This window comes from Blautia sp. HCP3S3_G3 (assembly GCF_052063365.1).
In the GTDB taxonomy this organism is placed as follows: Bacteria; Bacillota; Clostridia; order Lachnospirales; family Lachnospiraceae; genus Blautia_A.
This window is the reverse complement of record NZ_JBQHXR010000001.1, coordinates 716,222-730,398: the sequence shown is the minus strand read 5'-3', so window position 1 is coordinate 730,398 and position 14,177 is coordinate 716,222. Positions and strand designations below refer to the sequence as shown.

Below are 14,177 nucleotides of genomic sequence, written 5' to 3'. Positions count from 1 at the left end.
GAAACTATACTGATGGTACCATTATTTTTTCAAACATCTTACCTACTGCAATATCTTCCAATGATTTTATTGCAGTCTCATACGGAATCTTCTCTTCTAATAAGCTTTCCGTCAAATTCAGATAATCAGCTCTATATGCTTCCTCTTTTATAATCCTCAACAATAATTCCGAAATATCTACATCATCCGTTGCAGAAGGACAAACAGGTGAATCCTTTCTTACTTTTCTTACTTCCTGCACCAGTTTATGATATTCCTCATCCTGTGGAACCAATGGCAGTAACTTGTAGATATCATATATATGTCTGGAATGTTTTTTTACCTTATCCTGCAGATAATAATCACAAACAGCAAATACTTTATCTGCCAGCGTCCGATCTAATCCCTGCACTTTCATTTCAAATGGGGCAAGACCATATATCTGAACAAATTCAGGTGCCTCTGTTTCCATCATCTTTCCTATATAATTGCTCACCGGCAATACTACCGTCGGAAATGATACTGCTGTATATGATGTTTCTATCAACACAGCTGGCTGTACTACAATTCCAGTCTCTGGCAACACGGATTCATACGCTATAACATATCTATTGTAATCCCGACGGCTTCTTGTTTCCTCAAGATTCGTAATCTTTAATCCCATCGTTTCAACAATTTCTACAATGGCTTCTTTCACCTTCTTCTTCTGCCCCTGCGATAATGACATATCAATTGTCACATCTATATCTTCCGAAAAGCGCTTTATAACGTGATGACATTTCGACAGCGATGTTCCCCCTTTGAAAACAACAAAAGAAAGCTTTTCTGCCAGATTTTTCAGAATCATTGTGACATAATAATCTTTTTCCACTGCCTCTGCCGATATACCGGTTTGATATACAACCAGATCTACCGCTTCCTGAAATCTCTCTTTATCATTATGAAGGTATTCCATATAACAACCTCGTTTCAAACAAATTTCTATATATCTTATCCGGATAATATCCTAAGTATTTTTCCAGATCCGCAAATCGGATCGAATTGGCTTCGAGATATGCACAAAGGCATTTCTGCAATTCTTCACCTGTGACTTCTGCAAAATAATCAATATCCTTCATTAAATCCAGGAATTGCAAAATCCGATAGTTTTGCTCATTAACAGGAGTTCTGGGACGCCGAATAATCACCCTTGAATTTGCAAGGGTAATTTCTCTCCGGTCATTCGTTGCTTTATTTGTAACAACCTCACATATCATGGAAACCTGTGTAGTGATCCCCAGTTGATTGGCAAAAGCTACTCCGCTGACGTATCCGCATCGTTCATTCTTATCCTGTAAATATTTTCGTTCTATAACTCTATTCATAGAAAGCTGCGTTCCAGACTTAAATATACTTTTTTTGGGTATGAAATAGATTCCTGTATCATATCTTTTGAGTAATCCGGCATCTGTCAATTTTTTCACCTGCTGACGAATATAATTATCCGACATTCCATTGTATTCAATATCCGAGACAAAAATAGGTTCATTTTCACCATATGTTTCTCTTAAATACTCAAACAACACATTCATCCCTCCAATCGAAATATTTCCGAATTATTATTCTTCACTTTTATTATATCACTATTTCTAATAATTACAACGAAAAAGAAATAAAAAAGGCCTCTGATTTTTCATCAGAAGCCAATGACAGTCCTTTTCGTTTATGGGAAAAAGCATCTCGCCTTTGTATTATGATTTAATTATTTTGAATAATATTCCTTTGAAACTTGCCATTTTTCGTAACAAATTCAAATGGAACAAACATCCAGGCCGTTTGTAAATTCAATTTTATTGCAAAGCATCACTTCCGGTACAGCTTCACCAATTTATGGTGATACAGAATCATAATCGGCAAAGGAAGCACAACTCCGCCACACATAGGGATCACACACCACAGGGTATCTCCGATTATCACACCTATCCCATACGACACCAGGATAATGAGTCCATAAAGCACCCACATCCGTCCATGCTTTTGATTCCATGCTTTCACATCAGACAGCTCCTCTTCTCCGGGTGATTTCTCACCAGAATAGAAGGCGACTGGTTTTTTACTCCTCAACTGTGAAATTCCAATACCTATCATGAAACCAGCTACCGCCAGATAGATCACCAGACCTATTATATTTTCCATTTTTCAAATATCCTTTCTACCTGTAACCTGCTATAAAGTAAACTGCAATCACTCTCCTGATTATTTCTCATTTTCTTCCAGTTTTTCAGCCTTTCTTATGGTTTCATATAGGTAATGAAAGCAATGCCGGAATATCAAAGGAGTTATTGGGTAACCGCCTTGTTTTTCCAGTTCCCTTTCACATAAAAAATGCAGGTTATCGCGGTAGCAAGAAGCCATGCCGCCAACAGGGAGATAAAAATACATTCCTGTCTTCCGTTAGGGTATTCTGCACTTCTTGTCAGATAACACATAAGATATGCCAACGGCACACGTAAACCTACTGTCTGTACGATAGAAATCCACATAGGAGTCACGGTATCACCGGCTCCGCGCATCACACCGGACAGACTCTGCAGCACTGCCATGGCAATATAGCCAACCGCCAGAATGCACATCATGTTCATACTCAGCTCCACCAGTTCCGGTGTATTGGTGAAGATTCCCATCAAATGTTTACCAAATAGCAGAATCATTCCTGTAATCACCGCAGAACAGCTCAGTGCCAGAATGGTTCCCTGTTTTGCCCCCTGCGACACTCTGCCAAGCTGCTTTGCTCCCACATTCTGTCCTGCATATGTGGTCATCGCAGTACCAAATGAGAAGTTGGGAAGCATGGCAAATCCATCCACACGCATAACAACTACGTTGGCTGCGATAAATATTTCACCAAAACTGTTTGTCAGAGACTGTACTGCGATCATGGACATAGAAATGATCGCCTGCGTAATACCGGAGGGGATTCCAAGCTTAATAATTCCCATGGCGTATCTTTGGTTCCAGCGAATATACTCTGACTTCATATCAAAAAGAGTTTTCATAGAATACAGCTTATGCGCACACATAATGGCAGATACTGTCTGAGCAATGGCTGTTGCATATGCCACACCATCTACTCCCAGGCCCAATTTTGCCACGAAAACCAGATCCAGTACAATGTTTAATATACTCGCTGCCACCAGATATATCAGCGCAGAGACAGAATCTCCCAGTCCCCTTAGAACACCGCTCAGAATATTGTAAAATGCCAATCCGGCAGCGCCGATAAACAGAATTCTCAGATAAGAAGTACACCAGTCAATGATGCTTTCCGGGGTATTCAGAAGTTCCAGAAGAGGTCTTGCCGCAAGCGTTCCCACGACCATAACAAATACAGACGCTATGATCGTCAGCACGATACAGTTGCCAATCGTATGAGACAACCCTTTTCTGTCTTTCGCTCCGAAAAACTGAGAAACCATAATGCTGGCGCCCATACTGATTCCAACAAACAGAACAATCAGAAGGTTTAAGATCGGTCCCGCACTTCCAACAGCTGCCAGAGCATTATCTCCCACGTATTTTCCTACTACTACACTATCTACCGTGTTATACAACTGCTGTGCAATGTTTCCCAGCAGCATGGGAATGGTAAACAATAGTATCTTTTCCCATGGCCTTCCGATGGTCATATCAACCGGAGCAAATAATTTCTTTGCAAACTGCATATTCCTACCTCTTTTGTCTTGTTAATTTTACTTTTTGACCTCATCATCATGATATCATGGGCCATAGATATTTACAAGTTAATGATACGTCACGTGACCATAAATTTCCTGATAACAAACAGCCGCTTTAACGAAAAACAGCTGTTTTAAACAAATATCGTATCTTGCCATGATTATGAAAACGCTTTATAATATAAAAAATGGGCGTGGAAGGGCAGCTGGTGTGCCCCCTGGTCTTCAAAACCTGTGTTGGGCGTTAACCACGTCCTGGGTGGGTTCGATTCCCACACTCGTCCGCCAAAAAATATTCCATCTGTTTTTTCAGAGTTCTGCCATTTTCCTTCCTGATCGTAAATCCTGTTTTGTCAAAATTTTCCAGAAGTGCAATTGCCATTTTTCTCGAACACCCGAGATGATCACGAAATTCTCCTGCCTTTACTTCCGACTGATGCTCTGCCAGTTCCAAAAACAGCTCTTTTGCTTTTTCATAAAAGTCAATATGCATGCAGTACTGTTCATTCACACGTATCAGAACTTTTTTATTCAGCAGAGCATAGAAAGTGTTTTTGATTTTTGAGGAAACATCCCATTCTCTAAGATAATTGTCTGAAGCAGGTGGTGCAAAACCGGCTTTCTGATAATCTTCTGTAATTTTATGGAGTATCATCTCTTCCTCTTTATCCGGAATATTCTCAAAAGAATACCTGCTTATTCGTCCCTGTTTCTCTTTTATCACTTTATGTTTCTTCATCACGTTCAGAACCGCATCTGCATACCGTTCATTTTCTTTCAGATTTATACGGCTGCGCACTTCTTCTTTTTTCATTCCTTCTGAAAGAGGGAACATTTTGTGATATTCCTCCAGGAAACCGGAAACTTTCTTTTCATAATAAAGCATTTCGTCCCTGTGTATAAACGCATGCCCGGTAAGTCGGATCAGCCTCTTCTGCTTTTCCAGCGATTCTGCTGTTTTTCTGATGTCACACACAGATCCCCTTATACCACATCTTCCGGCAAGTTCTTCCAGTGTATAAAAACATCCCCAGTGTTCTCTTGCAGCAAGTTCCAGATTTTCTGCTGCAGTTCCATTCTCTTTTATCCGGAAACTTCTGACAATTTGTCTGTCATGTCTCTTATGCTTCAAAGGACACGCATCCAGCACCACACCGCCTCCTACCGTTTCCTGCGGTGAGTAAAAACGAAGGACAAAAGTATCCCCCTTTTTTACAGCGACTTCTTCTTCCAGCCGAAGCTGTGCATAGCTTTCTTCTCCGGCTTTTAATTCTACTGCTTCCGTACCAAGCAAAATCACTTTTCCCAGAAGTTCCTTCGTTCCCAGATAAATGTGGAAACGTCCGCCATCCTGTATAGTACGGCTAGCATGTGCAAGCGCTTTCACCCGGACATCCAGCATCCGTGTGGAATACAGACTTTCGGAAGAGGCAAGGACATCCCCCCTCATGATTTCTTCTTTTTTCAGATCCGCAAGATTGACTGCTGCACGCTGTCCCGGGCAGGCTGTTTCTATGTCTTCTCCATATACCTGAACATTTCGGATCCTTACCGGGATTTTTCGGGGATATAATACTGCTGTCTGATTCTTGCATAAATATCCATCCAGCAGGGTTCCCGTTATAATTGTCCCGAATCCTTTTAATGAAAAAACACGGTCAATGGGCAGGCGAAATGCTCCGGTTTCTTCCCGTTCCGGGAGAGAATCACACATTGTTTTCAATTCACTGCACAGCTGGTTCATTCCTTTGTTTGTACAGACAGAAACCGGGATGACCGGAGCTGTCTCAAGAAAGGTTCCTCTGACAAGACTTTTGATATCCTCTCTCACCAGTTCCAGAAATTCCGGTTCCACCAGATCCGTTTTTGTAAGAACCACGATTCCTTTCTGAATCCCGAGAATCGACAGAATATCCAGATGTTCCACCGTCTGCGGCATCACACCCTCGTCTGCAGCTACTACCAGTATGGCTGCATCCATACCCCCTGCACCGGCCAGCATATGTTTTACAAATTTTTCATGACCGGGTACGTCCACAATTCCTACTCTCTGTCCGTCCGGAAAGTCCAGATAGGCAAAACCGAGCTCAATCGTGATCCCACGCCTTTTTTCTTCCGCCAGACGATCCGTATCCATTCCGGTCAATGCCCTGATCAGGCACGTTTTTCCATGATCCACATGCCCGGCAGTACCGATGATCACATGTTTCCGATTCATTTTTTTGCCTTTTTTTCATTCATCTGCAGCAGGAACTCTTTCACCGCATCTGTGACCATATCCAGATGTCTGGCATAACAGTGATCGTCTCCCGGAATGGTCACAAGCTTTGCATCCGCATAATCCTTCTGAAGCTTCACCGCACATGCATAAGGAACCAGTTCATCCGTATCTGCATGTACGACCAGTACCGGTTTTTTGAAATCCTTTACTGCATCTTCAAAAGGCAGAAGCCGGCATACCCTCATATAATTGGCAGAAATTGCATGGGTACCAAACAGCAGGATTTCTTCCGGATTATCCGGGTTGAAAGCCGTATTTGGAAGCTCTCCGGCACGTGCTGCATCTCTGATCATCATTGCAGGAGAAAGCGGCATAATGGCTTTCAGGGATTCCTGTTTCAATGCTGCTGCAAGAACAATCGATGCTCCTCCCTGTGAATGTCCTGTCAGATAAATATCTGTTACAAAATCCAATGTTTTCGCGTAATCAATGACACGCATGATCTCCAGCATCCAGTGAAGTACTGTATGATTTCTGAATTCTCCCTCACTTTTTCCGTGACCGTACATATCCACCCGCAGACTTGCAAAGCCAATGGAATTGCAGGCTTTGGAAACCTCGACAATATGTCTTTCCTCCATATGTCCTGTCAAACCGTGAATGATGATCACAAGCGGATATTTTTCGTTCTGGTCCTCCGGAAAATCCAGTTTTGCATGAAGGGCGATTCCATCACAATTGATATAAAATTCTTTATTATCCATATTTTTCTCTCTTTCTAAAAAATATACAATTAGTATCCTTTTGAAAAATGGATGCTCCCTGACGGAAGCATCCATTATCTTAGAGAATTACTTCATTATCGAATATCTTAATTATTTACTGGTCCTTTTCCTACCAGGTCAGTTCCAGATAAAGATCTTTGTACTGTTTTGCAGAATTATCCCAGGAAAGATTTTTGTCCATATCTCTCTGAACCATTTCATCCCAGCACCATCTGTTGGTAAAATACAGAGTCTTTGCACGGTTGATCGCATCCAGGAGCCAACCGGCATCATATTTGTCGAAAGTAAATCCGTTACCGGCATTGGTGTACATGTTATATGGCTCTACGGTATCCTTCAGACCGCCTGTTTCACGAACGATCGGAATCGTACCATAATGCATGGCGATCAGCTGGGTCAGACCGCACGGTTCAAACTGTGACGGTACAAGAAGAGCATCTGCACCTGCATAAATTTTGTGTGCTCTTGTTTCATCATACATGATATTGGAACATACATTTCCCTTATATGAATTTTCATAATAGCGGAAAGAATTTTCGTAAATATCATCTCCGGTACCAAGAACTACGATCTGGGTATGTTCATCCATTACATACGGAATAATGGCATTTACAAGATCCAGACCCTTCTGGTCCGTCAGACGGGAAATCAGGCCAATTACAAATTTATGGTCATCCTGAACAAGTCCAAGTTCCTGCTGCAGGTTGCGCTTGTTTTCTTTTTTCTGCGGAAGAACATTGGTAATATCATATTTCGCATATAACCGCGGATCTGTTGCACTGTTCCAGATATCATAGTCAATACCATTGACAATTCCTCTCAGTTTATTGGAATGATATCTCAGATGTGCATCCAGATGTTCTCCGTAGTAAGGAGTCTGAATCTCACCGGCATAGGTATTGCTTACTGTGGTGATCACATTGGAATATGTAAGACCGCCTTTAAGCATATTGGCATCATTATAGCCTTCTTTTAATGCATCTTTATTGAACACATAATCCGGCAGTCCTGTCCAGTAACTCAGAGTCGGGATATTATAAATTCCCTGGAATCTCAGGTTATGGATGGTCAGGATCGTTTTTGCAGTAGATAATCTGGTATTTTCAAATAAAGTTCTTAAATATACAGGAACCAGTGCAGCCTGCCAGTCATGACAGTGAATGATGTCCGGAAGCCAGTCCATATAATTCAATGCAGCCAGCGCAGCTTTTGCGAAATAGCAATATTTCGGAATATCATCGATCAGATTGGTATATGGATTTCCGCTGCCGAAAAATTCTTCATTATCGATAAAATCGTAAACAACGCCATCCCAGACATATTCCATGATTCCTACGTAGAAAGATCTGCCGTCAGAGCAGAGTTTCATATCAAAAGAACCTCTGTAGACCATTTTTTCCTGATATTCCCACGGGATACATTTGTAACGCGGAAGAATAACTTTCACATCGCAATTCTGTTTCACCAATGCTTTGGGAAGTGCGTACATTACATCTCCAAGACCTCCGGTCTTTACGAACGGATAGCATTCAGAACCGATGAATGCAACACTTCTTCTCGGAGATGTGTACACTTCCTGTTTCGGTTCTTCTACAGGAGCAGATTCCTCTGCTGTTACTTCTTCAGTTTTTACTTCTTCTGCCTTTGATTCTTCGGCTTTTACTTCTTCAACCTTTGGCTCTTCGGCTTTTACTTCTTCAACCTTTGGCTCTTCGGCTTTTACTTCTTCGGCCTTCGGCTCTTCGACTTTTACTTCTTCGGCCTTCGGCTCTGCAGCTTTTGCTTCTTCCGTTTTCAGTTCTTCAGCTTTCGGCTCTTCTTTTGTTTTACGGGTCGTTTTTTTAGCAGTCATTTTTCTTGCAGCTGTCTTTCTTGTCCCGGCAGCTTTTTTTGTCTTTGGAGCTTCTGTTTCTGCTTCCTCTTTCTTTATTTCTTCTGCTTTTTCCTCTTTTGGCTCTTCAGCTTTCACTGTTTTCGCAGCCGTTTTTCTTCTCGTCGTTTTTGCTTTTGGAGTTTCTTTCTTCGGTTCTTCCTCTGCAGCTTCTTTTTTCGGTTCTTCGGCTTTCACTTCTTCTGCATTTGCAGTTTCTTTCTTCGGTTCTTCCACCTTTACAGCTGCTGCCTTCGGCTCTTCTGCTTTCGGTTCTTCCACCTTTGCAGCTGCCTCCTTCGGCTCTTCTGCTTTTACTTCTTCAACAGTCTCAGCTGCATTCTCAACAACAGCAGTTTCGTTCACTTTTTTTACCGGGGCTTTTTTTCTTCCGGCAGTACTTTTTGTTGTAGTTTTGGTTGCTCTTTTTCTTGCCATACGATACCTCCAAATTTAATCATAATGCTTGGTTCTCTATAAGAAATCTCTGTCATTCAAGAAGCAGCATTACTTCATTTCAAAGATGTCTAAAATGATTTTCATAGATCGCTTTGCATCGTTCTGAACAGCAATTAAGCTTTTTCATGGAAATTATATCATAGTTCTTCCTTTCACGCAAACGTCAAAATAAAAAGATCACCAAAGGGCAAAAGGACTCTTTCGTGTGTTCACTATTATTTTCCTTCTGTCATTTCTTCAATTTTCTGCAGAATCTCGTTTCTTAAACTTTCGGGATTACCTGTTTCTTTGCGAAGTCCTGCTGCACCTGCATGTCCGCCTCCTCCAAACGGAAGAATCAGTTCATTGACATCGATCCATTTCCCGTCTGAACGGAACGAACATCTCCAGATATCCGGTTTCTCTTCATACATGGTAAAGCCCATTTCCAGATCATCACAATCTCTCAGGATTGCTGCAACAGGATGAATATCCTCATAGCTGATACCATATTTACGAACATCTTCCTGATCGATACATACATAAGCGACCTTTTCATTCACCGCGCGTTTTGCCATATGAAGAAGCATTCCCTGTTTTTCCAGATCTTTCAGCGTCTGTGCATGCGTAGTACGAACGATTGCCCGATGATGCACTCCCATTTTAAGCAATTCCAGTGCTGCCTGAAAAGTTGTTGTTTCTGCTCTTTCAAAACAGGCGGTGTCATGGACAATACCCAGATAAACATAATCCGCCGCATTCGGATGCTGACTGCAGTCCGTCGCTTCCTCTGTTTTTTTCCATCTTTCCCAATCAAGCATACCATATACATTTTCCGCACATGCTTCAGAAATCTTCGTATAATTCACATCTCCGTATCCTTCATCAGACGCATGATGATCAACCACAATGGATGCCGCGGCTTTTTCATACAGGTCAAAACCAATGATTCTTTTTCTGGTTGCAGTATCACAGACGATTACTCCGTATTTTCCAGTTTCCTCCAACTCTTTTTCAGGCTTCTCAAAGGGAGAAAATACCTGATCCTTTACCACCAGTTTTTTTGGTCCTTTATCAATGGTATCCGCAAGATACGGGAGCACACGGTACTGCGGGTAGACTGCATGGATATAATGCGCAAGTCCCATCACACTGCCCGCTGCATCCCCGTCCGGATTCATGTGTCCCAAAATGACTACTGTGTTTAATTGATGACTTTCCATCATCTCCTCAAAGTGTTTATTAAAATCAAATTCCATAAAAGGCTCCTTTCTAAATTCCATGAAAATATCCTGTTTAAATTCACTAAAACATTCTAATGCTAATTTTAAATAAATATCTGTCCGCATCTTTTTCCATGGTTAATTTTATTCCGATATACCGTGAACCGTCCCTTTCACGAATCAAATGTGATTTTTGAATCGGCTTTCCATCTGATTCTATTATACATCAGAATTTTATTTTTAAAATATTTGTTAGGGTATAAATGCAGCTCCACAAAGTGCATGATCAATGTGAGTATATTTTCTTTCCAAAACACCTTGAAAGCTTTCACTGTATTTTCCAAAATCATGCAATTTTCCACATAATTCAGCTGTTTTTCTACTTCCAATCTGCTCTCCAAACACTCCGGCCATCTCACTTACTTTTGCCAGATGATCTCGAAGCAACTCCTGGCTTCCATCTTCGCGCTTTGATTTCGCATAATAATGATTTTCCCTCATCTCTTCAAAGTGTTTATTAAAATCAAATTCCATAAAAAGCTCCTCTTCAAATATTCATCCATTCCAGAAATAATTCTTCTCCGTTTCATCATCTCATCCATGTTTAAGGCAGAAACATTATTTCAGCAGCTCCTGATAGATGTCAAAATCTCTTCTGCCGAAACATACGAAATGCACAGTCAGTTCATATCCTCCATGTTTTTTCATCCATTCCCTTACCGTCCGGACTGCAATCTCGGCAGCCTCCTGTTTTGGATATCCGTAAACTCCTGTTGAAATTGCCGGAAAGGCAATCTCGTGAATATGATTCTCCGCTGCAAGATCCAGCGAATTGCAGTAGCAGCTATGAAGAAGCATTTCCGGATGCTCATGAACCGAATAAATCGGTCCCACTGTATGAATCACATAGTCCGCTTTCAGCCGATAACCTCTTGTAATTTTTGCCTCACCGGTCCGGCAGCCGTGAAGTGTTCTGCATTCCTCCAGAAGTCCAAGACCTGCTTCCGCATGAATCGCACCGTCCACACCACCGCCTCCAAGCAATGACTCATTGGCCGCATTCACAATACAGGTACTGTAACCTGTAATATCCCCGATCTCACATGTCAGTTTCTGATGATCATCCAAAACACATTCCACTCTGTCTTGTCTTTCCAATCTTTCATTGATTCCCTTGCTCATTTTTCTGATTCCTCCGTTATAAAATATTCCTTTCTGAATACAAGTAATCACTACGCCAGAACCAAACCGCCTTATGACTCCGGCATTCTTCAGACGATAAAAACATCATAAAATTCCATGAAAATCCTGTTTAAGTTCGCAGAAACATTCTGATACTAATTCTAAGCAGGTACCTGTCACGAATCAAGTATTTATTACAAAATATATAATCTTTTCAAGGTACTATAGAAGGCTTTTGACTCCGACATCAGTCTGTAAGGTTATCTCATTTATTGTGACGAACAATATTCTTTAGAAAGATTTCATAAATCCCCACCACATTTCGACAAAATTTCCGCGAGATATTTTTTATACTGATTGCATCAACGATAGCAAATCGACTATACTACAAGAAAGGGTGCAATCATTAAGTATTTGAATGACTGGAAACTTGATGACTGCAAAAGGAATTAATGCCTATGCAGGATGAGATCAGAATAAACAAAAAGCACAAGGATCTGCTGTTCCGCAAAATTTTTAAAAAGAAAGAGGATCTGCTTTCTCTGTATAATGCACTGAATGGAAGTGATTATACAGATCCGGAGGAACTTGAGATCTACACAATGGATAGTTTTGTGTACATGGGAATGAGAAACGACCTTTCCTTCCTCATTGATATGACTCTGAATGTTTATGAGCACCAGAGTACATGCAATCCCAATATGCCGCTGCGAGGATTTTTTTATATGAGTTCCGCATATCAGAAATATGTGGCATTGAATAAGCTGGATATTTATTCCAGCAAACAGATCCCGCTTCCTTTACCGAAGTATTATGTATTTTACAACGGAACGAGGAAAATGCCGGACACAACAGCGGGATTATGAAAAAATGCCCGAAACTTTATCAGTATTCTCTCTTCACAGAGGAGATCCGGATGAACCAGAAGAAGGGAATTGCATTAAAAAAAGCTGTGGAACAGGCAGTAGACAGTTGTATCAAAAAAGGAATTCTGACAGACATCCTGCTTGGAAACAAAGCGGAGGTGACGGATATGATCTTGGAAGAATATGATGAGAATCTGCATATCTCAAACGAAAAAGAAATCAGCTACCAGGAAGGTCTGGAGCAGGGGCGTAAGGAAGAACAGGAGAATACTCTGAGAGAAAGACAAAGAGCAGATCAGGCAAGTCAACAGGCAAAGGAAGCCAATCAACGTGCTGCAGTATTTCAGCTGAAGGTTCAGGGAAAGTCGGAAAAAGAGATCGCGGAAGCGATGAATCTGCCTTTTGAAAAAGTGCAGGAGATCCTGAATTTTTGCTAAATATATGCATTATCAAACACCCTCTGGAAATCTCTCATACAATCTGCTACAATAGTACGAAGCAATAGTGTAATAATAAACAATCGATCTCTGTTTCTGCACAGACATCGTCATTCATCCATTAAGGAGGTAAAAATATGTCATCTATTTTTGAATCTGCCAAACAGCTGAAAGAGGATTTGATCGAAATCCGCAGAACCATCCACCAATGTCCGGAAGCCGGCCCTGTTCTTCCGGAAACAAAAGCTTTCGTTATGAACAAATTAAAAGAATACGGCTATCAGCCGAATGAAATATGTGAAAGCGGTATTGTAGCAACCATAAAAGGCGAACAGCCGGGCAAAACCATTCTTCTCCGCGCAGATATGGACGCACTTGCAATCAAAGAAGAAGCTCCTGTTCCTTTTGCATCAAAAAACAATTATATGCACGCATGCGGCCATGATATGCACACAACCATGCTTCTTGGCGCAGCCAGATTACTAAAACAGCACCAGAATGAAATCAAAGGAACCGTCAAACTTGTTTTTCAGCCTGACGAAGAAGGCTTTACCGGAGCAAAATCCATGTTAAAAGCCGGTGTCCTCACCAATCCCACCGTGGATGCAGGAATGGCTCTCCATGTAAATTCCGGCACTCCATCCGGCATGGTTCTCTGCGGACTGGGAACCTGCATGGCCGGCTGTACCCTTTTCCGTATTCGTGTCAAAGGCAAAGGCTGTCACGGTGCCATGCCGGAAACAGGAATTGACCCGATTAATATCGCTGCTCATATTTATCTTTCTCTGCAGGAAATCATCGCAAGAGAAGTGGCTCCTGTAAAGCCCGCAGTCGTAACCATCGGCAAATTCTCCGGCGGAAAAGCTCCCAATATCATTCCTGAAGAAGTCATTCTCGAAGGAACCATCCGTACTCTGGACAGAGACCTTTCTGCTCAGATCTATCAGCGTATCGAGGAAATCTCCACCCTGACAGCCGCACTCTTCCGTGGTGAAGCTCAGGTTACAGAAATTTCTTCTGCACCGCCTCTTCATAATGATGAAGAAATGACCAGTACTATCGCAGGTTATCTCAAAGAAGCCTATGACCCCAACAAAGTAGTTGTATTCAATCAGGGTGGTATGGGTTCCGAGGATTTCGCATCCTATACGTATGAGATTCCCTGCAGCTACCTGCTTCTCGGAGCCGGTACCGCACAGGAAAACGAATTGTATGGAAAACCCATGCACAATGACCATGTGGTATTCAATGAGGATGTTCTGCCACTGGGAAGTGCCATTCTGGTATACAGCGCATTGAGATGGCTGGAGGAACACGCATAAAATCATTACTTTATATTCTGTTAGCAGGAACACGGAATTTGTAACCCTTCACAGCAATACAGCACTTTCAAAAATACCATAATTCTCATTTTCCATATTCCCATATGCTCTCTCATATGCTAAAATAATCGAAAAAATGAG

13 protein-coding genes and 1 tRNA gene are annotated in these 14,177 nt (G+C 41.6%); 4 read left to right on the top strand and 10 right to left on the bottom strand.

Going from position 1 to position 14,177, the window contains the following annotated elements; all coding sequences use genetic code 11:
- Positions 1–4 precede the first annotated feature (4 nt).
- The 4 genes from ACTNEW_RS03305 to ACTNEW_RS03290 form a co-directional block, all read right to left on the bottom strand.
- Positions 5–850: a nucleotidyl transferase AbiEii/AbiGii toxin family protein gene (locus ACTNEW_RS03305; protein ID WP_441057875.1), complete on the bottom strand. Its 846-nt coding sequence runs from the start codon at positions 848–850 to the stop codon at positions 5–7.
- Positions 851–917: 67 nt separating this feature from the next.
- Entirely contained in the window at positions 918–1,550 is a 633-nt protein-coding gene (locus tag ACTNEW_RS03300; protein ID WP_441057872.1) for a hypothetical protein, read from the bottom strand.
- 271 nt (positions 1,551–1,821) lie between these two features.
- The gene (locus tag ACTNEW_RS03295) at positions 1,822–2,154 is read right to left on the bottom strand and encodes a hypothetical protein (protein WP_441057869.1); all 333 of its coding nucleotides are present in this window, start codon (positions 2,152–2,154) and stop codon (positions 1,822–1,824) included.
- 143 nt (positions 2,155–2,297) lie between these two features.
- A complete protein-coding gene (locus ACTNEW_RS03290; RefSeq protein ID WP_441057866.1) occupies positions 2,298–3,680 on the bottom strand; it encodes an MATE family efflux transporter in 1,383 nt (460 codons plus the stop codon).
- 202 nt (positions 3,681–3,882) lie between these two features.
- Between ACTNEW_RS03290 and ACTNEW_RS03285 the strand changes: the two genes are divergently transcribed.
- Positions 3,883–3,980 (top strand) — tRNA-Sec (locus tag ACTNEW_RS03285).
- Here ACTNEW_RS03285 and selB read toward each other — a convergent pair.
- The 6 genes from selB to ACTNEW_RS03255 form a co-directional block, all read right to left on the bottom strand.
- Positions 3,937–5,910, bottom strand: a complete 1,974-nt coding sequence (gene selB / locus ACTNEW_RS03280; RefSeq protein WP_441057863.1) for a selenocysteine-specific translation elongation factor — start codon at positions 5,908–5,910, stop codon at positions 3,937–3,939. The two genes, ACTNEW_RS03285 and selB, sit on opposite strands and share 44 nt — an antisense overlap.
- Positions 5,907–6,677, bottom strand: a complete 771-nt coding sequence (locus tag ACTNEW_RS03275) for an alpha/beta hydrolase (protein ID WP_441057860.1) — start codon at positions 6,675–6,677, stop codon at positions 5,907–5,909. The genes selB and ACTNEW_RS03275 overlap by 4 nt, the downstream gene beginning before the upstream one ends.
- Positions 6,678–6,807: 130 nt before the next feature.
- Entirely contained in the window at positions 6,808–8,550 is a 1,743-nt protein-coding gene (locus ACTNEW_RS03270; RefSeq protein WP_441058106.1) for a glycogen/starch synthase, read from the bottom strand.
- A gap of 692 nt (positions 8,551–9,242) precedes the next feature.
- Positions 9,243–10,289: a DHH family phosphoesterase gene (locus ACTNEW_RS03265; RefSeq protein WP_441057857.1), complete on the bottom strand. Its 1,047-nt coding sequence runs from the start codon at positions 10,287–10,289 to the stop codon at positions 9,243–9,245.
- A 192-nt stretch (positions 10,290–10,481) separates the two neighbouring features.
- Complete coding sequence (locus ACTNEW_RS03260) at positions 10,482–10,763, bottom strand: CRISPR-associated endonuclease Cas3'' (RefSeq protein WP_441057854.1); 282 nt, start codon at positions 10,761–10,763, stop codon at positions 10,482–10,484.
- An 84-nt stretch (positions 10,764–10,847) separates the two neighbouring features.
- Entirely contained in the window at positions 10,848–11,411 is a 564-nt protein-coding gene (locus ACTNEW_RS03255) for an O-acetyl-ADP-ribose deacetylase (RefSeq protein WP_441057851.1), read from the bottom strand.
- A gap of 458 nt (positions 11,412–11,869) precedes the next feature.
- On the opposite strand from ACTNEW_RS03255, the gene ACTNEW_RS03250 reads away from it, so the two are divergent.
- The 3 genes from ACTNEW_RS03250 (at position 11,870) to ACTNEW_RS03240 (ending at position 14,036) form a co-directional block, all read left to right on the top strand.
- Positions 11,870–12,277 (top strand): hypothetical protein, encoded by a 408-nt coding sequence (locus ACTNEW_RS03250; protein WP_441057849.1) that lies wholly within the window; start codon positions 11,870–11,872, stop codon positions 12,275–12,277.
- 50 nt (positions 12,278–12,327) lie between these two features.
- Positions 12,328–12,714 (top strand): hypothetical protein, encoded by a 387-nt coding sequence (locus ACTNEW_RS03245; RefSeq protein WP_441057846.1) that lies wholly within the window; start codon positions 12,328–12,330, stop codon positions 12,712–12,714.
- 137 nt (positions 12,715–12,851) lie between these two features.
- On the top strand, positions 12,852–14,036 hold the full coding sequence (locus ACTNEW_RS03240) for a M20 metallopeptidase family protein (RefSeq protein ID WP_441057843.1): 1,185 nt from the start codon (positions 12,852–12,854) through the stop codon (positions 14,034–14,036).
- Positions 14,037–14,177: the final 141 nt, after the last annotated feature.

Excerpts from the sequence above, each read along its gene's own strand:
- ACTNEW_RS03240 (WP_441057843.1), top strand. The coding sequence starts at position 12,852 with ATGTCATCTATTTTTGAATCTGCCAAACAGCTGAAAGAGGATTTGATC.
- ACTNEW_RS03245 (WP_441057846.1), top strand. The coding sequence starts at position 12,328 with ATGAACCAGAAGAAGGGAATTGCATTAAAAAAAGCTGTGGAACAGGCA.
- ACTNEW_RS03290 (WP_441057866.1), bottom strand. The coding sequence starts at position 3,680 with ATGCAGTTTGCAAAGAAATTATTTGCTCCGGTTGATATGACCATCGGA.
- ACTNEW_RS03300 (WP_441057872.1), bottom strand. The coding sequence starts at position 1,550 with ATGAATGTGTTGTTTGAGTATTTAAGAGAAACATATGGTGAAAATGAA.
- ACTNEW_RS03265 (WP_441057857.1), bottom strand. The coding sequence starts at position 10,289 with ATGGAATTTAGAAAGGAGCCTTTTATGGAATTTGATTTTAATAAACAC.
- ACTNEW_RS03275 (WP_441057860.1), bottom strand. The coding sequence starts at position 6,677 with ATGGATAATAAAGAATTTTATATCAATTGTGATGGAATCGCCCTTCAT.
- ACTNEW_RS03295 (WP_441057869.1), bottom strand. The coding sequence starts at position 2,154 with ATGGAAAATATAATAGGTCTGGTGATCTATCTGGCGGTAGCTGGTTTC.
- ACTNEW_RS03255 (WP_441057851.1), bottom strand. The coding sequence starts at position 11,411 with ATGAGCAAGGGAATCAATGAAAGATTGGAAAGACAAGACAGAGTGGAA.
- ACTNEW_RS03250 (WP_441057849.1), top strand. The coding sequence starts at position 11,870 with ATGCAGGATGAGATCAGAATAAACAAAAAGCACAAGGATCTGCTGTTC.
- selB (WP_441057863.1), bottom strand. The coding sequence starts at position 5,910 with ATGAATCGGAAACATGTGATCATCGGTACTGCCGGGCATGTGGATCAT.
- ACTNEW_RS03270 (WP_441058106.1), bottom strand. The coding sequence starts at position 8,550 with ATGACTGCTAAAAAAACGACCCGTAAAACAAAAGAAGAGCCGAAAGCT.
- ACTNEW_RS03260 (WP_441057854.1), bottom strand. The coding sequence starts at position 10,763 with ATGGAATTTGATTTTAATAAACACTTTGAAGAGATGAGGGAAAATCAT.